Origin of the sequence: Bacillus sp. FJAT-14266 (assembly GCF_001719225.1) — a bacterium.
In the GTDB taxonomy this organism is placed as follows: Bacteria; Bacillota; Bacilli; order Bacillales; family Bacillaceae; genus Bacillus; species Bacillus subtilis.
This window is the reverse complement of sequence record NZ_CP017072.1, coordinates 3,439,236-3,458,543: the sequence shown is the minus strand read 5'-3', so window position 1 is coordinate 3,458,543 and position 19,308 is coordinate 3,439,236. Positions and strand designations below refer to the sequence as shown.

At 45.8% G+C, this 19,308-nt stretch carries 22 protein-coding genes; 12 read left to right on the top strand and 10 right to left on the bottom strand.

The window, feature by feature from the left end; genetic code table 11:
* Positions 1 to 37: 37 nt before the first annotated feature.
* From yflR to nosA, 7 genes are all read left to right on the top strand, one after another.
* Complete coding sequence (gene yflR / locus BGM23_RS17955; RefSeq protein WP_046664323.1) at positions 38 to 1,666, top strand: two-component sensor histidine kinase CitS; 1,629 nt, start codon at positions 38 to 40, stop codon at positions 1,664 to 1,666.
* Positions 1,638 to 2,318 (top strand): two-component response regulator CitT, encoded by a 681-nt coding sequence (citT, locus tag BGM23_RS17950; protein ID WP_038428596.1) that lies wholly within the window; start codon positions 1,638 to 1,640, stop codon positions 2,316 to 2,318. Before yflR ends, citT begins: the two co-directional genes overlap by 29 nt.
* A gap of 2 nt (positions 2,319 to 2,320) precedes the next feature.
* On the top strand, positions 2,321 to 3,280 hold the full coding sequence (locus tag BGM23_RS17945; protein ID WP_029946126.1) for a tripartite tricarboxylate transporter substrate binding protein: 960 nt from the start codon (positions 2,321 to 2,323) through the stop codon (positions 3,278 to 3,280).
* Positions 3,281 to 3,306: 26 nt separating this feature from the next.
* A complete protein-coding gene (locus BGM23_RS22315) occupies positions 3,307 to 3,432 on the top strand; it encodes a hypothetical protein (protein ID WP_003233716.1) in 126 nt (41 codons plus the stop codon).
* Positions 3,433 to 3,475: 43 nt separating this feature from the next.
* On the top strand, positions 3,476 to 4,777 hold the full coding sequence (gene citM / locus BGM23_RS17935) for an Mg(2+)/citrate complex secondary transporter CitM (RefSeq protein ID WP_003242978.1): 1,302 nt from the start codon (positions 3,476 to 3,478) through the stop codon (positions 4,775 to 4,777).
* Between the two features lie 55 nt (positions 4,778 to 4,832).
* Positions 4,833 to 5,627 (top strand): MBL fold metallo-hydrolase, encoded by a 795-nt coding sequence (locus BGM23_RS17930; RefSeq protein WP_003233712.1) that lies wholly within the window; start codon positions 4,833 to 4,835, stop codon positions 5,625 to 5,627.
* A gap of 118 nt (positions 5,628 to 5,745) precedes the next feature.
* Entirely contained in the window at positions 5,746 to 6,837 is a 1,092-nt protein-coding gene (gene nosA, locus BGM23_RS17925; RefSeq protein WP_003233711.1) for a nitric oxide synthase, read from the top strand.
* Here the strand turns inward: nosA and BGM23_RS17920 are convergent.
* A complete protein-coding gene (locus BGM23_RS17920) occupies positions 6,828 to 7,103 on the bottom strand; it encodes an acylphosphatase (RefSeq protein ID WP_003233709.1) in 276 nt (91 codons plus the stop codon). The two genes, nosA and BGM23_RS17920, sit on opposite strands and share 10 nt — an antisense overlap.
* Positions 7,104 to 7,169: 66 nt before the next feature.
* On the opposite strand from BGM23_RS17920, the gene BGM23_RS17915 reads away from it, so the two are divergent.
* Positions 7,170 to 7,835 carry an MOSC domain-containing protein gene (locus BGM23_RS17915; protein ID WP_038427523.1) on the top strand — a complete coding sequence of 222 codons (666 nt, stop codon included), beginning with the start codon at positions 7,170 to 7,172 and terminating at the stop codon, positions 7,833 to 7,835.
* Between the two features lie 40 nt (positions 7,836 to 7,875).
* On the opposite strand, the gene BGM23_RS17910 is transcribed toward BGM23_RS17915, so the two are convergent.
* The 4 genes from BGM23_RS17910 to map all read right to left on the bottom strand — a co-directional run bounded on the left by BGM23_RS17910 (position 7,876) and on the right by map (position 9,577).
* On the bottom strand, positions 7,876 to 8,013 hold the full coding sequence (locus BGM23_RS17910; protein WP_003233704.1) for a YflJ family protein: 138 nt from the start codon (positions 8,011 to 8,013) through the stop codon (positions 7,876 to 7,878).
* A gap of 156 nt (positions 8,014 to 8,169) precedes the next feature.
* Positions 8,170 to 8,325 (bottom strand): hypothetical protein, encoded by a 156-nt coding sequence (locus BGM23_RS17905; RefSeq protein WP_032722995.1) that lies wholly within the window; start codon positions 8,323 to 8,325, stop codon positions 8,170 to 8,172.
* A 106-nt stretch (positions 8,326 to 8,431) separates the two neighbouring features.
* Entirely contained in the window at positions 8,432 to 8,746 is a 315-nt protein-coding gene (locus tag BGM23_RS17900; protein WP_003233700.1) for a DUF3243 domain-containing protein, read from the bottom strand.
* Between the two features lie 81 nt (positions 8,747 to 8,827).
* Positions 8,828 to 9,577, bottom strand: a complete 750-nt coding sequence (gene map / locus BGM23_RS17895) for a type I methionyl aminopeptidase (protein ID WP_003223067.1) — start codon at positions 9,575 to 9,577, stop codon at positions 8,828 to 8,830.
* Between the two features lie 171 nt (positions 9,578 to 9,748).
* On the opposite strand from map, the gene nagE reads away from it, so the two are divergent.
* Positions 9,749 to 11,107 (top strand): N-acetylglucosamine-specific PTS transporter subunit IIBC, encoded by a 1,359-nt coding sequence (nagE, locus tag BGM23_RS17890; protein WP_003243372.1) that lies wholly within the window; start codon positions 9,749 to 9,751, stop codon positions 11,105 to 11,107.
* 32 nt (positions 11,108 to 11,139) lie between these two features.
* On the opposite strand, the gene ltaS is transcribed toward nagE, so the two are convergent.
* Positions 11,140 to 13,089, bottom strand: coding sequence for a lipoteichoic acid synthase (gene ltaS / locus BGM23_RS17885; protein ID WP_003233694.1), 1,950 nt, complete (start codon positions 13,087 to 13,089; stop codon positions 11,140 to 11,142).
* Between the two features lie 100 nt (positions 13,090 to 13,189).
* Between ltaS and BGM23_RS21585 the strand changes: the two genes are divergently transcribed.
* From BGM23_RS21585 to BGM23_RS17875, 3 genes are all read left to right on the top strand, one after another.
* Positions 13,190 to 13,327, top strand: a complete 138-nt coding sequence (locus BGM23_RS21585) for a hypothetical protein (RefSeq protein WP_072557053.1) — start codon at positions 13,190 to 13,192, stop codon at positions 13,325 to 13,327.
* Between the two features lie 18 nt (positions 13,328 to 13,345).
* The gene (locus BGM23_RS17880) at positions 13,346 to 13,738 is read left to right on the top strand and encodes a DnaJ family domain-containing protein (protein ID WP_003233692.1); all 393 of its coding nucleotides are present in this window, start codon (positions 13,346 to 13,348) and stop codon (positions 13,736 to 13,738) included.
* A gap of 124 nt (positions 13,739 to 13,862) precedes the next feature.
* On the top strand, positions 13,863 to 15,278 hold the full coding sequence (locus tag BGM23_RS17875) for an alanine/glycine:cation symporter family protein (RefSeq protein ID WP_029726873.1): 1,416 nt from the start codon (positions 13,863 to 13,865) through the stop codon (positions 15,276 to 15,278).
* Here the strand turns inward: BGM23_RS17875 and BGM23_RS17870 are convergent.
* The 4 genes from BGM23_RS17870 to BGM23_RS17855 are packed head-to-tail and all read right to left on the bottom strand — an operon-like array spanning position 15,275 to position 19,267.
* On the bottom strand, positions 15,275 to 16,351 hold the full coding sequence (locus tag BGM23_RS17870) for an endospore germination permease (protein ID WP_029726872.1): 1,077 nt from the start codon (positions 16,349 to 16,351) through the stop codon (positions 15,275 to 15,277). The genes BGM23_RS17875 and BGM23_RS17870 overlap by 4 nt on opposite strands.
* A gap of 23 nt (positions 16,352 to 16,374) precedes the next feature.
* Positions 16,375 to 16,575 (bottom strand): hypothetical protein, encoded by a 201-nt coding sequence (locus BGM23_RS17865; protein ID WP_003233686.1) that lies wholly within the window; start codon positions 16,573 to 16,575, stop codon positions 16,375 to 16,377.
* 15 nt (positions 16,576 to 16,590) lie between these two features.
* Positions 16,591 to 17,745 carry a Ger(x)C family spore germination protein gene (locus tag BGM23_RS17860; protein ID WP_003243672.1) on the bottom strand — a complete coding sequence of 385 codons (1,155 nt, stop codon included), beginning with the start codon at positions 17,743 to 17,745 and terminating at the stop codon, positions 16,591 to 16,593.
* The gene (locus BGM23_RS17855; protein WP_003233683.1) at positions 17,726 to 19,267 is read right to left on the bottom strand and encodes a spore germination protein; all 1,542 of its coding nucleotides are present in this window, start codon (positions 19,265 to 19,267) and stop codon (positions 17,726 to 17,728) included. The genes BGM23_RS17860 and BGM23_RS17855 overlap by 20 nt, the downstream gene beginning before the upstream one ends.
* Positions 19,268 to 19,308: the final 41 nt, after the last annotated feature.

Here is a 19,308-nt window from a genome sequence, read left to right as displayed (position 1 = left end):
AAATGGTATGATCTAGGTAGAAAGGACGGCTGGTGCTGTGGTGAAAAAGCGGTTCCATTTTTCCCTGCAAACAAAAATAATGGGGCTGATTGCGGCTCTGCTGGTCTTTGTCATTGGTATGCTGACCATTACGTTAGCCGTTCAGCATACACAGGGAGAACGGAGACAGGCAGAGCAGCTGGCGGTTCAAACGGCGAGAACCATTTCCTATATGCCGCCGGTTAAAGAGCTCATTGAGAAAAAAGACGGACATGCGGCTCAGACGCAAGAGGTCATTGAACAAATGAAAGAACAGACTGGCGCGTTTGCCATTTATGTTTTGGACGAAAAAGGAGACATTCGCAGCGCCTCTAGAAAAAGCGGATTAAAGAAACTGGAGCGCAGCAGAGAAATTTTGTTTGGCGGTTCGCATGTTTCTGAAACAAAAGCGGATGGACGAAGAGTGATCAGAGGGAGCGCGCCGATTATAAAAGAACAGAAGGGATACAGCCAAGTGATCGGCAGCGTATCTGTTGATTTTCTGCAAACGGAGACAGAGCAAAGCATCAAAAAGCATTTGAAAAATTTGAGTGTGATTGCTGTGCTTGTACTGCTGCTCGGATTTATTGGCGCCGCCGTGCTGGCGAAAAGCATCAGAAAGGATACGCTTGGGCTTGAACCGCATGAGATCGCGGCTCTATATCGTGAGAGGAACGCAATGCTTTTCGCGATTCGAGAAGGGATTATTGCCACCAATCGTGAAGGCGTCGTCACCATGATGAACGTATCGGCGGCCGAGATGCTGAAGCTGCCCGAGCCTGTGATCCATCTTCCTATAGATGACGTCATGCCGGGAGCAGGGCTGATGTCTGTGCTTGAAAAAGGAGAAATGCTGCCGAACCAGGAGGTAAGCGTCAACGATCAAGTGTTTATTATCAATACGAAAGTGATGAATCAAGGCGGGCAGGCGTATGGGTTTGTCGTCAGCTTCAGGGAGAAAACAGAGCTGAAGAAGCTGATCGACACATTGACAGAGGTTCGCAAATATTCTGAGGATCTCAGGGCGCAGACTCATGAATTTTCAAATAAGCTTTATGCGATTTTAGGGCTGCTTGAACTTGGGGAGTATGATGAAGCCATTGATCTGATAAAAGAGGAATATGCGATACAAAATGAACAGCATGATCTTTTATTCCATAACATCCATTCGCAGCAGGTGCAGGCCATTTTGTTAGGGAAAATAAGCAAGGCATCGGAAAAGAAGGTCAAGCTGGTGATTGATGAGAACAGCTCACTCGCGCCTCTTCCTGCGCATATCGGCTTGTCCCATCTTATTACGATTATTGGCAATTTAATTGATAACGCTTTCGAAGCTGTAGCGGAGCAAAGCGTGAAGGAAGTTTTGTTTTTTATCACGGATATGGGCCATGACATTGTCATTGAAGTATCAGACACAGGGCCCGGTGTGCCGCCAGAGAAAATAGAAGCTGTGTTTGAGAGAGGCTATTCTTCAAAGGGGATGAGGAGAGGCTACGGTCTGGCCAATGTGAAAGACTCAGTGCGTGAACTGGGCGGCTGGATCGAACTGGCGAATCAAAAAACTGGCGGGGCGGTATTCACTGTGTTTATACCGAAGGAGAAACAAAGGGGGAATCCATTTGATTCACATCGCGATTGCGGAGGATGATTTTCGAGTTGCGCAAATCCATGAGAGATTGATTAAACAGCTTGATGGATTCAAGATTATCGGCAAGGCGGCTAACGCAAAAGAGACATTGGCGCTTTTGAAGGAACACAAGGCTGATTTGCTTCTGCTGGATATTTATATGCCGGACGAGCTTGGGACCGCATTGATTCCTGATATACGAAGCCGATTTCCTGAAGTGGACATTATGATTATCACAGCGGCAACAGAAACCCGTCATTTGCAGGAAGCGCTAAGGGCGGGAATTGCCCACTATTTGATCAAACCCGTAACAGCTGACAAGTTCAGGCAGGTGCTGCTTCAGTATAAAGAAAAAAGGAAGCTGCTCATGTCTCAGCCGGAGGTCAGCCAATCCATGATCGACCATATTTTTGGGAACAGTGTGAAGACAGCTTTGCCGGCAGAGAATTTGCCGACTGGCATTAATTCGATTACACTGCGAAAAATTAAGGAAGCGCTTCAGACTGCGTCAGAAGGATTGACAGCGGAGGAACTTGGGGAAAAAATGGGGGCGTCACGAACAACTGCCCGCCGTTATGCCGAGTACCTTGTGTCAAAGGAAGAAGCAAGAGCCGAGCTTGAATACGGGATTATCGGCAGGCCGGAGAGAAAATATTATTTGGCGGCGGATTAGATATGAAAAAATCTATAATCCTATTGATTATTCTATTGATCTTTATGCAGGGTGATATCAGGCAGGCGGCTGCGCCGCGCCTGCCGGACGGGCCGATAGAAATTGTCGTCCCTGCCGAACCTTCTGGCGGCTGGGATGTCACAGCGCAGGCGATCCAATCAGTTTTGAGGCAGAAGCAGATCGTGAAGGGTGATGTTCATATTGTCTATAAATCCGGCGGCGGGGGAGAGAAAGGCTGGAAATATGTCAACAAAAGCAGCAAACAAACCATCAGCATGACGTCCAGCCTAATATTGAGCAATGATCTTCTCGGGCAAAGCAAATTAAAAATGGCCGATTTTACGCCGCTCGCCATTCTCTCCAAGGAATGGCAGACGGTTGCATTGCCAAAAGGATCAGCGTTAACAAATGGCAAGGATGTGCTGAATGAGATCAACATGCATCCCGGCAAGGTGAGAATCGGCTTTGCCCCGGGGTTTGGCAATGATGATCAGCTCTCGTTCGTCAGAGCGGCAGATATGTACGGCATTGACCCGTTTGACATTCAATTCTCACAGTATGACAGCAGCGAACAGCTCATTCAGGCGCTGATCAGACATGAGATAGAAGCGGCCTCCATGACACTTTCTGAAGCGAAACCATATGAACGAAACGGCGATATCACGTTAGCCGCTGTAACATCTGATAAAAGACTTCCCGGTTTTCCAAATGTACCGACGTGGAAGGAGCAGGGAATCCCGTTTGTTTTTTCTCATTGGAGAGGGATTTTGGGCCCGAAAAATATGTCTGAGGAAGAGATTTCTTACTGGGATCAAGCGCTAAAGAAGGTCACCTCTTCACCTGAATGGAAGCGGAAAATAAACGAACAGGACTGGGAAAGCTTTTATTTAAACAGCAGGGAAACGAAACGGTTTTTAGAAGAGCAATCTGCTTTTTATCAAAGCATCATGACAGGAAATTAAGATCCCGGCATCCCGGGATTTTTTTCATGCCGAAAATTGATCAAAAAGAACAAAACGGTTTTAAAAAATTAAAAATACAAAAAAACCAAATTATTTACTTGCGGTTGGTTTTCCCATACGATGGCAAAAAGGCAAGACAAAAAGGGGAGTAAGGGAGAAAAAAATGTAAGCGGATTCATTTAAGGGGGAATGGATGTGTTAGCAATCTTAGGCTTTCTCATGATGCTTGTGTTTATGGCATTGATCATGACAAAACGGCTTTCTGTTTTAACAGCATTAGTTTTGACGCCGATTGTGTTTGCGCTTATCGCCGGATTTGGATTTACTGAAGTTGGGGACATGATGATTTCCGGGATTCAGCAAGTCGCGCCGACTGCGGTCATGATTATGTTTGCGATCTTATATTTTGGAATTATGATTGATACAGGCCTGTTTGATCCAATGGTTGGCAAAATTTTAAGCATGGTCAAAGGAGACCCTTTAAAAATTGTTGTCGGGACAGCGGTTCTTACAATGCTCGTCGCCTTGGACGGAGATGGCTCGACAACGTACATGATTACGACAAGCGCCATGCTTCCGCTCTATTTGCTGCTAGGCATCCGGCCAATTATCTTGGCAGGAATCGCGGGAGTCGGCATGGGAATCATGAACACGATTCCATGGGGAGGTGCGACGCCGAGGGCGGCGAGTGCGCTGGGGGTTGATCCAGCTGAGCTTACAGGGCCGATGATTCCTGTCATTGCAAGCGGGATGCTTTGTATGGTGGCAGTTGCGTATGTGCTTGGAAAAGCGGAACGAAAGCGCCTTGGTGTGATTGAACTGAAACAGCCAGCCAATGCCAATGAACCGGCTGCTGCGGTTGAAGATGAGTGGAAGCGGCCGAAGCTTTGGTGGTTCAATTTATTGTTAACGCTTTCTTTAATAGGATGTTTAGTATCGGGTAAAGTCAGTTTAACCGTACTGTTTGTCATTGCGTTTTGTATTGCGCTGATTGTGAATTATCCCAATCTCGAGCATCAGAGACAGCGCATCGCGGCGCATTCCAGCAACGTGCTGGCTATCGGTTCAATGATTTTTGCCGCGGGGGTGTTCACGGGGATTTTGACAGGCACGAAAATGGTTGATGAAATGGCGATCTCGCTCGTGTCCATGATACCGGAACAAATGGGCGGATTGATCCCGGCGATTGTTGCCTTAACAAGCGGCATTTTCACATTCTTGATGCCGAATGACGCGTATTTCTACGGGGTGCTGCCGATTTTATCAGAAACAGCTGTCGCATACGGTGTGGATAAAGTGGAAATTGCCAGAGCCTCTATTATCGGCCAGCCGATTCATATGCTGAGTCCGCTTGTGCCATCCACTCATTTGCTTGTCGGACTCGTCGGAGTTTCTATTGATGACCATCAAAAATTCGCATTGAAATGGGCGGTTCTCGCAGTGATCGTCATGACGGCTATCGCTCTATTGATCGGTGCGATCTCTATTTCCGTATGATAATTCAGGCGTAATGACACACACTAACGGCATACAACATTCCGGAGGTGTCATTATGAGTGATCCTTATATGCCGCTGACTTCAATCAGAAGCGGAACGGGGTTCGAAGCGGCAAAAGGGGTGCACGGCCTGACTGTGCAAATTGCGAATGTCTATTTTATTCAGATGCCTTCTGAACCTCACTCATTTGTTTTAATTGATGCCGGCATGCCTCAATCAGCCGGCATGATTGTCAATGAAGCCAAACAAAGATTCGGTGAAGGGTTTCAGCTGAAGGCGATTATCTTCACACACGGGCACTTTGACCATATTGGGGCAATCGAAGAGATCCTTGAACATTGGGATGTACCTGTTTATGTCCATTCTCGGGAAATGCCCTATGTAACAGGTAAAGAGGATTATCCTCCGGCTCGTCCTGACAGCAAGAGCGGGCTGGTCGCCAAGCTGTCGCCGCTGTTTCCGCGGCACTCCATCGATATTTCCTCACATGTCCAGGCACTGCCGGAAGACGGTTCAGTTCCTTTTCTTGACGAGTGGATGTGGATCGCGACACCAGGACACACGCCGGGCCATATTTCGTTATTCCGCGATGACGGCCGCGTGCTTGTGGCAGGTGATGCTGTTATTACAGTGGAACAGGAGAAAATGGCTGACGTCTTGATACAAAAACAGGAGCTTCACGGGCCGCCGGCTTATTTCACGCCTGACACAGAGACGGCCGCGGAGTCCATTCTAAAGCTGGCCGGTCTTGAACCGGAAGCGTTATTGACAGGGCACGGCATACCGATGACCGGCAAAAACTTTCGAAGTGACTTAACTGAATTGGCAAATCGGTTATCGTCTATTTGACACCCGCACCACGCGGGTGTTTTTTATTGTTTTCCAGGAAGTTGCAGAAAAATCATTTGTCTTGCCGCTTAAAAACGATACAATGAAAAGCATGAAGTGATGTGAAGGGGAGAGTTTGTTGGAAGAAAAAGAAATACTCTGGAACGAAGCGAAAGCGTTTATTGCCGCATGCTATCAGGAATTGGGAAAGGAGGAGGAAGTGAAAGACCGTCTCGAGGACATTAAAAGCGAAATTGACCTGACCGGAAGCTATGTACATACGAAGGAAGAGCTGGAGCACGGAGCGAAAATGGCTTGGAGAAACAGCAACCGCTGCATCGGCAGATTGTTCTGGAATTCGCTGAATGTTATCGACAGACGAGACGTCCGGACGAAGGAGGAAGTGCGTGACGCCCTCTTTCACCATATTGAAACCGCCACCAATAACGGGAAAATCAGACCGACCATTACGATTTTCCCTCCGGAAGAGAAGGGTGAAAAGCAAGTCGAGATCTGGAATCATCAGCTGATCCGGTACGCTGGATATGAGTCAGACGGAGAAAGAATCGGCGACCCGGCTTCCTGTTCCCTGACAGCAGCCTGCGAAGAGCTCGGCTGGCGGGGAGAGCGAACGGATTTTGACCTGCTGCCGCTCATTTTTCGCATGAAAGGGGACGAACAGCCTGTCTGGTATGAGCTGCCGCGTTCACTTGTGATCGAGGTTCCAATCACACATCCCGACATCGAGGCGTTTTCTGATTTGGAGCTGAAGTGGTACGGCGTGCCTATTATTTCTGATATGAAGCTTGAGGTCGGGGGCATTCATTATAATGCCGCGCCATTTAACGGCTGGTATATGGGCACGGAGATCGGAGCGAGAAACCTCGCAGATGAAAAGCGGTACGACAAGCTGAAAAAAGTAGCGTCCGTGATCGGCATCGCCGCTGATTACAATACGGATTTATGGAAGGATCAAGCGCTAGTTGAATTGAATAAAGCAGTGCTGCACTCGTATAAAAAGCAGGGTGTCAGCATCGTTGACCATCATACAGCGGCAAGCCAGTTTAAACGGTTTGAAGAACAGGAGGAAGAAGCGGGCAGAAAGCTGACGGGGGACTGGACGTGGCTGATTCCGCCAATTTCACCCGCTGCCACTCATATCTTCCACCGATCCTATGATAACTCAATCGTTAAGCCGAATTACTTTTATCAAGATAAGCCTTATGAGTAAACAATAGAAAATCGATGATGGCCTTCAAGGCTGCGGGATTCAGTCACAGAGATGTCGGTAACCTTTGAGAAAGGGCTTCCGTTCTTTACAGCCTCAACAAACGATTGCAGGGCGTTTTCCGGACCCTCTGCCAAAATCTCGACACGCCCGTCATCACGGTTTTTGACCCAGCCGGCCAGTTTTCGCTTATCAGCTTCCATTTGAACAAAATAGCGAAAGCCCACACCTTGAACCCGGCCGTTTACAATGATTCGGTATTGAAGCATGTAAAAACCACCTTTTCTTTTTATGATAATCAATCATTTTACAACCTGTAAAGGGGATGTGTTTGTATGAAACCAGAGTGCTATTCAGTTCTTTCTCTTAATCTGGGAAAACCGCAGACGCTTGAATATGACGGAAAGAAAATCGAAACCGGCATCATGAAGCGGCCGGCTGAATCAGCCGTCATGCTGTATCGGGAGAATTTTGAAGGAGACGGACAGGCGGACCTCGTCAACCACGGCGGACCTGATAAGGCTGTCTGTGTCTACCCGGCGGAGCATTATCCGTTTTGGGAAGAGTTCCTCTCAAGACCGCTGTCAAATGCCGCATTTGGAGAAAATTTGACGGTCGCGGGCCTGACTGAGGAGAATGTTTGCATCGGGGATGTGTTCAGGCTTGATGAAGCTGTTGTTCAGGTCAGCCAGCCGCGCCAGCCGTGTGTAAAGCTGGCGAAAAAGTTTGGTGTAAAAGAAATGGTGCTGAAGGTCCAGCAAACCGGCTATACAGGGTTTTATTTTCGCGTGCTGGAGGAGGGCAGGGTGTCTCCCGGCGCGAACCTTGAATTGCTGTCCAGAGGAGAGAAGGGCATATCCGTCCAGTTCGCCAACCGCATCAACTACCATGATGCAAAAAATCTCACCGCCATAGAACTGATTTTAAGTGAGGCTGCACTATCGGAAAGCTGGAGAGCGTCCTTTATGAAAAAAAAGGACAGGCTGCTGCCGGTTGAATAGAAAAAAGCCGCGCATATCAACGTGCGCGGCTTTGCCATATTTAAGATTGTTTTTTCTTTGATTCAAGCAGGTTGGCAAGAAAATAGGTTTTATAGCTTTGAAGCTTTCTTCCTTCATGGTGCGTGATCCCCTGCTTTTTTAGTTCTGCCACATACCAGCCTTTACTGCCGTAATGCATGTCAGAAAACTCCTTTCCCTATCTGATTTCGAAACGATTGGCATTGTAACATCTATAAAAAGATGCTGAAAAGAGATGCGGGGAAAACTGAGCCTTTCGAACTAGATGTACGAATGTTCTTCTGTATGTATATGCGGAGCAAAAGCCGAATATGATTTAATGGCCGGTTAGTTTGATCATGACAACGCCAAATGTCATAATGGCGAAAACAATGCCGATATATGTGAGCATCCCGTTTTTTTTCTTAACGCCGTAAACGGTTATAATGATGCCTTCAATGAAAAAAATGATGCCGAAAATAATAAACCACATGCAGATAAAGGCTCCTTTCACAGACATAATAGTAGTGTAGCATATCTGAAAGAGCCGGGCTGTGACAATATCAAGAAAGCCGGGCGCATATCGCCCGGCTCATGTTTTATTGTTTATCAACCAATTTGACCAGAAGCTGTGCCAAATGTTCTTTCTCATCTTCGTCTGCAACGCTCCAAAGCTCTTGCAGCAGCATTTCTTCACCGTTTTGCGGCTCTTCATGCTTTGCGAGGTAGTCTCCCAAGATCGCAGCGCTTTTTACAAGCTTGCCGTCATCCAATCCCAGCTTTTTGCCTCGGTTGACTTGTTTTTTCAGGTAGCCTTTAAATTCATCAAAGTCTTTTAAAATGTCTTCTTTTATTGTGCCATGCATCGCGTTCATTTCGTTTTCAATTTGGATTTTTTCTTGATCTCTGTTCATTGCAAGACCTCCTCGTGCAGAATAATGATGTTTTACCTGCTATTGGAGGAGGTTAAACCTGCCGGAAGCCCGGAATGTGTTTTACAGTTTCGTCAGGATAATCGGTTCATCTTTTGTGATGACGATCGTGTGTTCAACTTGGGCAACCATGCTTTTATCCGGCGTCTTGAACGTCCAGCCGTCTCCAGCTTCAACAATCGTTTCTGCTTTCGTTGAAATAAACGGTTCAAGCGCGATGACTGTGCCATTTTTGAACAGCGCATTATCAAACGGATCATAATAGTTCATGATGTGGTTCGGCGCTTCATGCAGGCTTCGGCCGATTCCGTGGCCGGTCAGGGTTTTGATGACGGTAAAGCCTTGAGAGCGTGCTTCATGATAAACGGCTCTTCCGATCTGGTTTTGGCGCTTGCCCGCTTTTGCCTGCTGAAGCCCCTTTTGAAAAGCGTCTTCCGCGCATTGGCAAAGCTTATGAAGGCGTTCTTCTCCTTCACCGAGCACAAATGAGATGCCTGTGTCGGAATAGAACCCGCCAAATTCAGCGGAGATGTCGATGTTGACAAGGTCCCCTGCTTTTAAAATCTTGGAAGTGCTCGGTATGCCGTGAGCCACTTCATCATTTACGCTGATGCATGTCACACCTGGAAAATCGTATTCCTTCTCAGGAGCTGAAACGGCGCCATGCTCATCAAGCACAGCTTTTCCGATAAGGTCAAGGTCTTTTGTGCTCATGCCGGGCTCTGCCTTCCGCTTCATTTCTTCACGCGCAAGCGCGACGATTCTTCCGATTTTTTTCAGGCCTTCTAATTCTTGATCGTTTGTTACAATCATCTGTCATTCCCGCTTTCTTTTTAAATAATCTAGATTAAGCTTACCACAACTGTCTTAAAAATAGGAAACACACGGACCTGGGAAAAAAGAAATACCCCCGGGAAAATTGGTATAGATCACTAGATATCTTATATGGTATATTTGAAAAAAAAGGGTATGAGGGGGATGGGTATGCTTTCATTTTTACAAAAACTCGGGAAGTCATTTATGCTCCCGATTGCGGTTCTGCCTGCGGTTGGAATTATCCTTGCGCTTGGCAGAGAGGATGTATTTAATATCCCGTTTGTCTATCAGGCGGGGACGGCGGTTTTTGATCATCTGCCGCTTATTTTTGCGATCGGTATTGCCATCGGCATTTCAAAAGACAGCAATGGGGCAGCGGGTTTATCAGGGGCGATATCGTATCTGATGCTTGACGCGGCAACAAAGACAATTGATAAAACAAATAACATGGCGGTGTTTGGGGGAATTATTGCCGGTTTAATTGCCGGTTACACCTATAACCGCTTCAAGGATACCAAGCTGCCTGAATATCTCGGGTTCTTCAGTGGCAGACGGCTTGTGCCGATTTTAACAGCCATTATTACGATCATTTTAGCGGGCATATTCGGAGTGGTCTGGCCGCCGATTCAATCGTGTATCAACTCGTTTGGAGAGTGGATGCTCGGGCTCGGCGGCATCGGGGCAGGCATATTCGGCCTATTCAACAGGCTGTTAATTCCGCTTGGCCTTCACCATGTGCTGAACAATATTTTCTGGTTCCAATTCGGAGAATATAACGGAGTGACAGGGGATTTGGCGCGCTTTTTCGCGAAAGATCCGACTGCGGGCACATATATGACCGGATTTTTCCCAATCATGATGTTCGGTCTTCCGGCGGCGTGTCTGGCTATGGTTGTGACTGCGAAGCCGTCTAAACGGAAAGCGACGGCTGGAATGATGATTGGATTTGCTTTAACGGCGTTTATCACAGGGATTACGGAGCCGATTGAGTTTGCATTTATGTTTTTATCTCCGCTTTTATACGCTGTTCACGCGGTCTTAACCGGGTTATCTTTATTTATCGTCAACTGGCTCGGCATCCGCTCAGGCTTCTCTTTTTCAGCCGGAGCTATCGATTATGTGCTCAGCTATGGAATCGCGGAAAAACCGCTGCTTCTGCTTTTGGTAGGTATATGCTATGCGGCAGTATACTTTATCGTGTTTTATGTACTGATTAAGGCTTTGAATTTAAAAACGCCTGGACGGGAAGACGATGATGTGGATGAAGTGCTGGATGAAAATACTGTTCAGGATGTAAATGAAAACATCATGCTGAAAGGGCTCGGCGGAAAAGAAAACCTTCAAACCATTGATCATTGCGCCACAAGGCTGCGACTGACTGTGAAGGATACCGCTTTGGTGGATGAAGCGCTGCTAAAGAAAGCAGGCGCAAAAGGGGTTGTCAAATCGGGCGGGCAATCGGTTCAAGTCATTATTGGCCCGAATGTGGAATTTGCAGCTGAGGAATTGAGGGCTGCTGTCAAATAAAAAAGCGGAGAGGGCAACCTCTCCGCTTTTTCTTATTTATCTTCGTTATCCTTTGACGTTTCGGAAGAATCTTCGTCATGTTTTGTGTAATCATAATCAGAAGGATTCACCTTCTTAAAACCTTTCGGCTCGTAGAACCGCAGCAGGTCTCCGTTTATGATTTTATCGGACATTTCAAGTTCCTTCTTGACGAGTGAGTCTTCTGACTTGTCTACTTCGGATTCATCGAGTTCTTTTCCGGTTTTCGTGTCGTAATACTTACCGGATATTTTCGTGTACTTCGGTGAAATAAAGTCTCCGTTTCGGAACGGAATCACTTCACGGTGTTCTTTCGATAAAATATCAGAACCGGACATCAGATAGTCCTTCGTATCCACTCCGAGCAGATGCAGAATGGTAGGAGCCACATCAACGTCTCCGGCATATTTATGAACTTTCTCGCCCTTCACGCCGGCAGCGTGGATAAAGAGCGGCACCCGTTGAAGCTGGGCGTTGTCGTAATCAGTGATTTCATCCTTGCCAAGCACTTTCGCCATCGCTTTATTGTGGTTTTCAGAGATGCCGTAGTGGTCTCCGTACATTACAATAATCGATTTATCATATAACCCGTCTTTTTTCAGATCATTGAAGAATTGTTCAATGGACTGATCAAGGTAATGGGCTGACTGGAAATAGTTATCGACGACAGAGTCACCAAAGTCTCCAGCCGGGAAGTCTGTATCCCCCTCATCCATTCCGAATGGGAAGTGGTTGGAAAGGGTAATGAACTTCGTATAGAACGGCTGCGGCAGGCTTTCCAGCAGCGGCATTGATTCTTTGAAGAACGGTTTGTCTTTCATGCCGTAGTTTTTCGTGTTTTCTTCGTTCATGTCATAGTAGGCAGAATCAAAGAATTTATCAATGCCTTCCGCTTTGTACATTTCGTTACGGTTCCAGAACGTCTGCGTGTTCCCGTGGAAAGTAGCAGATGTGTAATTCTTAGACTTCAGAATCGCCGGAACGGATTGCAGCGTGTTTTGCGCTTTGTTTACGAAAACTGAACCTTGAGCCAGCGGGTACAGAGAGTTTTCCATCATAAATTCAGCATCAGATGTTTTACCTTGTCCCGTTTGGTGGAAAAAGTTATCAAAGTAGAACGTTTCGTTATCATGTGCCAGTTTATTTAAGAACGGTGTCACTTCTTTGCCGTCAATTTTATAGTCGATGATAAATGACTGTAAAGATTCAAGTGAAACGTAAATGACGTTTTTTCCTTCCGCTTTGCCGAAATACACGTTATTCGGCACATCGTAATTGGCTTTCATGTAGTTTTCTACTTCCGTCACGTCGCTGGAATCGGCAAGCGCGCGCTGGCTGTTGGACTTGATATTCTGTACAGCGTCATAAATCGTGAAATTGTATGTTCCCAAGTATTTCACAAGATAGTTCCGGTCGAATGATCTTGTCAGCAATTCAGGACGGTCTGATTCCGCAACTGCCAGGTTGATCAAGAACACAAGAATTGAAGACGCAAAAATAATTCGGAACGATTTTTTGCTTGACGTTTCGGCAGGCTTGTTTACTTTGATCGCCAAGATGATCAGGATGATCGTATCGATAAAGTAAAAGGCGTCAGTCGGTCTCATCAGCGAAAATGCGCTGTCTCCGAGTTGGCCGCCGTTTGTTTTAGCCTGCATAATGACCGGAATTGTAATAAAATCATTGAAAAATCTGTAGTACACAATGTTGGCGTACAGTAAAAAAGACATTAAAAAATGAATCACTATAATGGCTGTCTGCTGTAATTTTTTCTTGAACAAGAGTCCAAAGCCAAGAAAGAACAAGCTTGAGCTAAGAGGATTCACAAAAAGCAATATTTTTTGTATCGTGTTGTCTATTCCTAAGTTGAAGTTCAGGACATAACCGACATACGTTTTGATCCATAACAGGACGACCGCGATTAAGAAGAAGGCCAGTCCTCTTTCTTTTATAAATGTTTTCATTGTTACACTCCTTTTTTCCGATCCAGTTCGAGCGAAACGATAGAAAAAACGAACGTATCCAATATAACACGAATCAGCAGATTAGAAAAGTGAAAATCGTATGATGGAGAAAGTGGCGAAAAACGCCGTCGAATCAACGTTTCGCTTTGATATTACCAAATGTAAAACAAGGTATCTTTCTAGAAATAAAGGAATAAAATGGTACATTGAGAATTGTATGATAAAATATAAGGTATAGATAAAAAGAGGTGAAATGATGGATTTTTCCCATATTGTGTCTGAAGATAAAATTAAGCGCGCCATCAAAGACGGGGACTTTCAAAACCTCCCGGGAATGGGGAAGCCGCTGCCGAAGGATGACGCGGCACACTTGCCGGAATCGCTGCGCATGGGCTATCGTATTTTGAAAAACGCGGGAATGGCAGAGGACGAGGGCGCGCTCAAAAAAGAGCTTATGACCATCGACCATTTAATTGAAAAGTGCTATGACGAAAAAGAACGCGAGCAATTAATCAGAAAAAAATCTGAAAAGCAATTGCTGCTTGATAAGCTTGTCGACAAAAAAGGCATGTTTTCAAAGCCAGCATCCGCTTTTTATAAGAATAAAGTATATGACCGGCTTGGACGAAACAGACCTTCTTCCAGCTGATTTGTCTTGTCTGCAGGATGGCGATTGATAAAAGCCATCCTTTTTATGTTCCAAGTTCTATGTCAAAAGGTTTATGTTTTTCCATCTATGGGAAATGATTCATAAACGAAAAAAGGGTGATGGGATGGAACGACTATTAGTATGGATAGAGCATATATCTGATTGGCTGTGGGGTCCGCCGCTAATCATCCTGCTGACGGGGACGGGCTTGTATTTCACTATTTTGCTGAAAGGTTTTCAATTTCGCTATCCTTTATACATTTTCAAACAGACAATCGGCAGTGTAGGAAAAAAGCCGAAGGGAGAAGGCACAGTCACACCGCTTCAGGCATTGACCTCAGCCCTCAGTTCAACGATCGGTGCAGCGAACATTGTCGGTGTGCCCGCCGCTATTATGTTTGGGGGGCCAGGAGCGGTTTTTTGGATGTGGCTTATTGCCTTATTTGCCATGGCGATTAAGTTTTCTGAAAGTGTTCTTGCTGTTCATTACAGAGAAAAAAATGAGCAGGGTGAATACGTCGGGGGACCGATGTATTACATAACAAAAGGGCTGCGCATGAAATGGCTCGGCGTATTCTTCTCTGTTGCGCTGATTGTGGAGCTGATTCCCAGCATTATGGTTCAGGGAAATTCGGTTTCAGTCTCGCTTGCCGAGACGTTTTCTTTCAATAAAATATACGCAGGAATCGGAATTGCATTTTTGATTGGGTTAGTGGTGATAGGAGGGGTAAAGCGGATCGGAAAAGTAACAGAGTTTGTCGTGCCTCTTATGGCAGGGGCATACGCAGGTGCCGGTCTCCTGATTGTTCTCATGAATCTATCATCAGTGCCGGCGTTTTTCTCTCTCGTCTTTTCAAATGCGTTTACCTCTTCTTCAGCAGTTGGAGGGTTCGCAGGTGCTGCGTTGGCGGAAACCGTTCGCTGGGGATTTGCCCGCGGGCTGTATTCTAATGAAGCCGGAATGGGAACAGCCTCGATTGCACATGCGGCAGCAATGACTGATCATCCTGTGCGGCAAGGGTTTTGGTCTGTGATCGGCATTGTCATTGACACCTTGATCATCTGCACGACCACCGCTTTTGTCGTTCTTGCATCTGGTGTCTGGACAGGGAAGAACGCCTCAATTGACCCGGCAGCACTGACGACGGCTGCATTTCAGCATTATTTCGGTTCTGGCGGAGGGTACTTCGTTTCGGTTTCCCTAGTCTTCTTTGTCGTATCAACCATTATGGTTGTCATTTTTTACGGCGTAAAGCAAGCTGAATTTCTGTTCGGGCGGCTGGCAGGACACGTGATCAAATTCGTTTATTTAGCGGCTATTATCATAGGTGCCGCAGGCGGAGCAAAAGCCATTTGGGGCTTTTTGGACTTAGCATTGGCTTTTATTCTCGTTCCAAATGTGATTGCGCTGTTGTTATTGAGCAGAAAGGTAAAAGCGCTGTACACCGAATTCTTTACATCTGAACAGTACTACCTGAAAGATATAAGAAAAACAAAACAGAATCCTGTTTATCAAACAAAAGAAGCTAAAAATTCCTAGTGCTTTGCTTTGGCGCTGAACAACGCTTTGCTTTTTATGATCAAATAAATGAGTAAAGGCAGCAAAAGAGAAATCACTACATTAATGATTGGTTTGATTCTGTTAAAGTCGATTAGCTGATTTGTATTTAAAAAGAACCAAAAGCCGCATACGACTGAGAACATGCCGGTTGGTGTATACATGGCTTTCGGGTCGATTTTTGAGTGTAAAAACGAAAGGCCGTATACCACGATATATAGGGAACCTGCTATCTTCACCATAATGACCGGAATCCAAAAAGCCGCGATGATCAGGTCTGAGCGATCCAGAAAATCCGTAATGCGGATCTGCCTGATGACCATATAAGCAGGATCAAAGAAAGTAGATGTCAGGTTGGGACCAAAGACAGAAATTGAAGAAAATAACATCACGGCCAGCAATAAAGCGCCCAGCAGTATCGCGAAAATGGTGTATTTTAGCGGGACGCTCCGGTTTGAGAAGAGAAGCGGAAGGATAATCAATTCCCCCATTGTCCCAAACGCGTAATAGCCTGATTGAAGGTATGGGATTAGACCTTCAAAAACAGGTGTCAAGTTTTGAAGCTCAATTTGTGTGGCCAGCGTAAATGGAAGGAATAAGACCAGGATGCCGAATGGAAATAGGAATATCTGCGCCATTCTGGTCAATGTTTCTTTTCCCTCTCTGGCAATACAGATCGCCACAAAGATAATAACACCGCCAAGAACAGCCATTGGTGTTCTCGGGAGAAATAAAATGTTAATCAAATTGATGAAAAAACGTATATCATGAGCATTGATTAACAGGAAATACAAAGAAAACAGTAAAATGATAATCCGGCCTGCGATTGGTGAGGAATCGCTCAGCAGCTCATAGATATTTTTATCCTGATGCTTTTTCATCAGCCTATGCATGAGCCAGAGTGCCGGAATCACGATGACAACGCCGAGGATGTAGCTGTGCCAGGCATTTTGTTTTGCTGATTCGATCATGAGAATCGGAGCATGCTTTAATCCGACTGCTAACGTATACAGAGCTCCGAAAAATAATCCTTGGTATGCAGAGGTCTTGTCCATAAAGCACATCCTTTCTGTCATGTTCAAAACGGAATATATTTAAACAGGTGCCCCAGCCGCGGAAGCAGGGGATTCACTCTCATATAAATCCATAGAAAAGCACTTCCTGCAATTAGCAGGCTGAAGGCCCATTTTGTTAGATTGTTAGCGGAACGAAAATTCTTCCATTCATATGCGTATATGGCAATGCACACAATCAATGTCTGTACGATATAGCTGATCATGCTGACGCACCTCCATTAATGGCTGATCGTTTTGTATAGGACACCGCCCTGCTCAATCGTCACAATTGGGACGACGTGAACCTCCATATCCTTATATACCTCTTCCCATTCCTTTTTCAGCAGATTCTTCGTGGTTGCCGTGCTTCTGATGGTCCTGTCTTGAAAGCCGGCCGGGTCCGCCTTTAGCTTTTGCAAACGATGAACGGTGCTGATCACGTCCTTCTTTATGGTTCTGTTTAATGCTTTTTGAATGATGTAATACTGGTCATTTTCTCTCGTCTCATAGGTTGATTGGTTTTCCATAATAATTCCTTTGGCTCTGATCTCGATTGTCATTGACAGCTTTCCGTTTTTTTCAGCGGCATGAAAGGATGCATTGGACTTTTGAAGCTGAATGGATGCTTGCCCCATTTGATTCGGCAGGTCTACTATGAATTCTGGCTGGCGGGCTTGATTCAGCAACATCAGGGCTGCTGTCATGTGTTCATCTTTGAAAATATCCATCAATCTGTCCTTTTTAAAGATCGCAAGCCCGTCAATTTTCAAATTAGATTTGCCTTTCCCTCCAGGTTTTGTTTTAGATGCAGAGATGACCGGTGCATACGGATCACTGCCTATTTCTACTAGATCAGACATGAATCTGCTTAAGAAAACGGGGCGGCTCGTTGCGATAATGGCCAGCTCCCGAATCATTTCCGCCGGAAACTGTTCAAGCTGAACATCGGTATTTAAAATGTCCCGCGCTTCTCCCCGGCTGACTAAAATGAGCGCCGTTAATCTGTTCTGCGGATTTCGCGTTAAAATATCAAAGACTGGGGCAACGCCGTCTCTCGCCATATCCTCTCCAATAATGACTGTACGTCTGTGGGACGTATTGATTGTCCGTGACAAGGAGGTTTGCAGCTTGTTGTTCGCTTCTCTGATCGTAGTGCCGGAAGCTGAATCAACATACCATGTTTTTGAACCGGCAGTTCCGCCGCCGCCCCCTGTTTGTCCGCCTAATTGGCCGACCAAGGGAATCTGCATGGCCACTCGATACTGATCTTTTTTCTTATCAATGGCTGAGCTGACAACAAATGCAATGTCATTGATTTCTGTCCGGTCCCAGCACCCCGTTAGAAGGATACAAATGAGAAGCGGCAAAACACACTTATATATTGTTTTCTTCATCTTTTGGGTCCTCTCTTTTCGCTCCCTTCTGTCCGTTGCCGCGCGAATACGTGCCCGGCCTTCTGGTCATCGTCCACCAAGGCGCCCTGACAAAAATATCTTTTACTTCATCTCGTTTAAACGGAGAAATCCCGGATAAATAAGGAATGCCGAAAGATTGCAGCTTGCATAAATGAAGCACTAAGATAATCGTGCCGAGCATAATGCCGAATATCCCAAAAATACTCGCCAAAAACATAAGCGGGAAACGAAGCATCCTGATGGAGATAGCTAAGTTAAACCGCGGAATTGTAAATGACGCGATCCCTGTTAACGATACGATGATCACCATGGGGGCAGACACAATTCCCGCTTCAACAGCGGCTGTCCCAATGACTAGGGCCCCGAGAATACTGACGGTCTGGCCGATGGTTTTCGGCAGGCGCACTCCCGCCTCACGGAGAGCCTCAAAAGAAATTTCCATAATCAATGCTTCTATGATGGCGGGGAAAGGAATCGGTTCACGCGCAGAGGCCACACTGAACATTAAGTTTGTCGGCATTAAGTCCTGGTGGTATGTAATAACGGCAACATAAATAGCCGGCAAATATAAAGCAACGAATAAAAACATATAGCGAAGCCAGCGGATTAAGTTAGACATCAAATAACGCTCATAGTAATCTTCACTGGCCTGCATAAGCTGCCAAAACGTAATCGGGCCTGTTAAGACAAAGGGCGTATTATCTGTGAAAATGGCAAATCGGCCTTCGAGAAGCTGGGCGGCGACGGTGTCCGGCCTTTCTGTGTATTGCAGCTGGGGGAATGGCGAGTACGTGTCGTCTTCGATAAATTCTTCAATATATCCGCTTTCTAAGACAGCATCAATCTTTATCTTTTTGATTCTTTTTTTTGCTTTGTCAATAACCTTTGGATCGGCAAGCCCGTCAATATAGGCCAAGACAACATCGGTTTTGGTTTTCGTGCCGATTTTAAAAGAGATCATTTTAAGCTGAAACGTTTTGACGCGAAAGCGCACAAGAGCGGTATTGACCCTGAGGCTTTCAGTGAAGCCCTCTCTTGACCCTCTGATGGTCGATTCTGTTATCGGCTCTTCAATGCTTCTTCTTTGTCCGCCTTTTATATTTAAGATCAGGCCTTTTGAGTGCCCGTCGGCAAATAAAACCGCGTTCCCCTCAATGATGGATGCAGCCACTTTGCTCATACTCGTTTCTAATGCAACACTTGAAATTGATAGAGTATTTTGCAGCGCCTCTTCATGTTCATCTATTTGATCCGTCAAATGCATTAAGAAAGGGCGGAGGGCGTGATCCTGAATATGTTCAGATTTTACAATTCCTTCGATATAAACAATAAATCCGCACAGCCCGTTTCCAAAGTCAAATTGTCTAAATACGATGTCTGAGCAGCCTTCTGTTAATAAGGTCAGATTTTCGAGGTTTTCCTTCAAATTGGGAGAGATCGGTCTGTCCTGATTGTCTTCAAGCTCTTTGATGAGCTGAAGCGCTTTGTCGCGTTTATTCATAGAGGCTCACCCTGCTTTTTAATGTCATATTCAATAAGTGC

What these genes read in the sequence shown, in the direction of transcription:
- BGM23_RS17905 (WP_032722995.1), bottom strand. Translation starts at nt 8,325, where the DNA reads ATGTGGTTTATTATTTTCGGCATCATTTTTTTCATTGAAGGCATCATT.
- map (WP_003223067.1), bottom strand. Translation starts at nt 9,577, where the DNA reads ATGATTGTAACAAACGATCAAGAATTAGAAGGCCTGAAAAAAATCGGA.
- BGM23_RS17870 (WP_029726872.1), bottom strand. Translation starts at nt 16,351, where the DNA reads ATGGACAAGACCTCTGCATACCAAGGATTATTTTTCGGAGCTCTGTAT.
- BGM23_RS17860 (WP_003243672.1), bottom strand. Translation starts at nt 17,745, where the DNA reads ATGAAGAAAACAATATATAAGTGTGTTTTGCCGCTTCTCATTTGTATC.
- BGM23_RS17865 (WP_003233686.1), bottom strand. Translation starts at nt 16,575, where the DNA reads ATGATCAGCTATATCGTACAGACATTGATTGTGTGCATTGCCATATAC.
- ltaS (WP_003233694.1), bottom strand. Translation starts at nt 13,089, where the DNA reads ATGAAAACATTTATAAAAGAAAGAGGACTGGCCTTCTTCTTAATCGCG.
- BGM23_RS17915 (WP_038427523.1), top strand. Translation starts at nt 7,170, where the DNA reads ATGAAACCAGAGTGCTATTCAGTTCTTTCTCTTAATCTGGGAAAACCG.
- BGM23_RS17920 (WP_003233709.1), bottom strand. Translation starts at nt 7,103, where the DNA reads ATGCTTCAATACCGAATCATTGTAAACGGCCGGGTTCAAGGTGTGGGC.
- BGM23_RS17945 (WP_029946126.1), top strand. Translation starts at nt 2,321, where the DNA reads ATGAAAAAATCTATAATCCTATTGATTATTCTATTGATCTTTATGCAG.
- BGM23_RS17930 (WP_003233712.1), top strand. Translation starts at nt 4,833, where the DNA reads ATGAGTGATCCTTATATGCCGCTGACTTCAATCAGAAGCGGAACGGGG.
- BGM23_RS21585 (WP_072557053.1), top strand. Translation starts at nt 13,190, where the DNA reads ATGATGGAGAAAGTGGCGAAAAACGCCGTCGAATCAACGTTTCGCTTT.
- BGM23_RS17880 (WP_003233692.1), top strand. Translation starts at nt 13,346, where the DNA reads ATGGATTTTTCCCATATTGTGTCTGAAGATAAAATTAAGCGCGCCATC.
- BGM23_RS22315 (WP_003233716.1), top strand. Translation starts at nt 3,307, where the DNA reads ATGCCGAAAATTGATCAAAAAGAACAAAACGGTTTTAAAAAATTAAAA.
- BGM23_RS17900 (WP_003233700.1), bottom strand. Translation starts at nt 8,746, where the DNA reads ATGAACAGAGATCAAGAAAAAATCCAAATTGAAAACGAAATGAACGCG.
- BGM23_RS17855 (WP_003233683.1), bottom strand. Translation starts at nt 19,267, where the DNA reads ATGAATAAACGCGACAAAGCGCTTCAGCTCATCAAAGAGCTTGAAGAC.
- nagE (WP_003243372.1), top strand. Translation starts at nt 9,749, where the DNA reads ATGCTTTCATTTTTACAAAAACTCGGGAAGTCATTTATGCTCCCGATT.
- BGM23_RS17910 (WP_003233704.1), bottom strand. Translation starts at nt 8,013, where the DNA reads ATGCATTACGGCAGTAAAGGCTGGTATGTGGCAGAACTAAAAAAGCAG.
- BGM23_RS17875 (WP_029726873.1), top strand. Translation starts at nt 13,863, where the DNA reads ATGGAACGACTATTAGTATGGATAGAGCATATATCTGATTGGCTGTGG.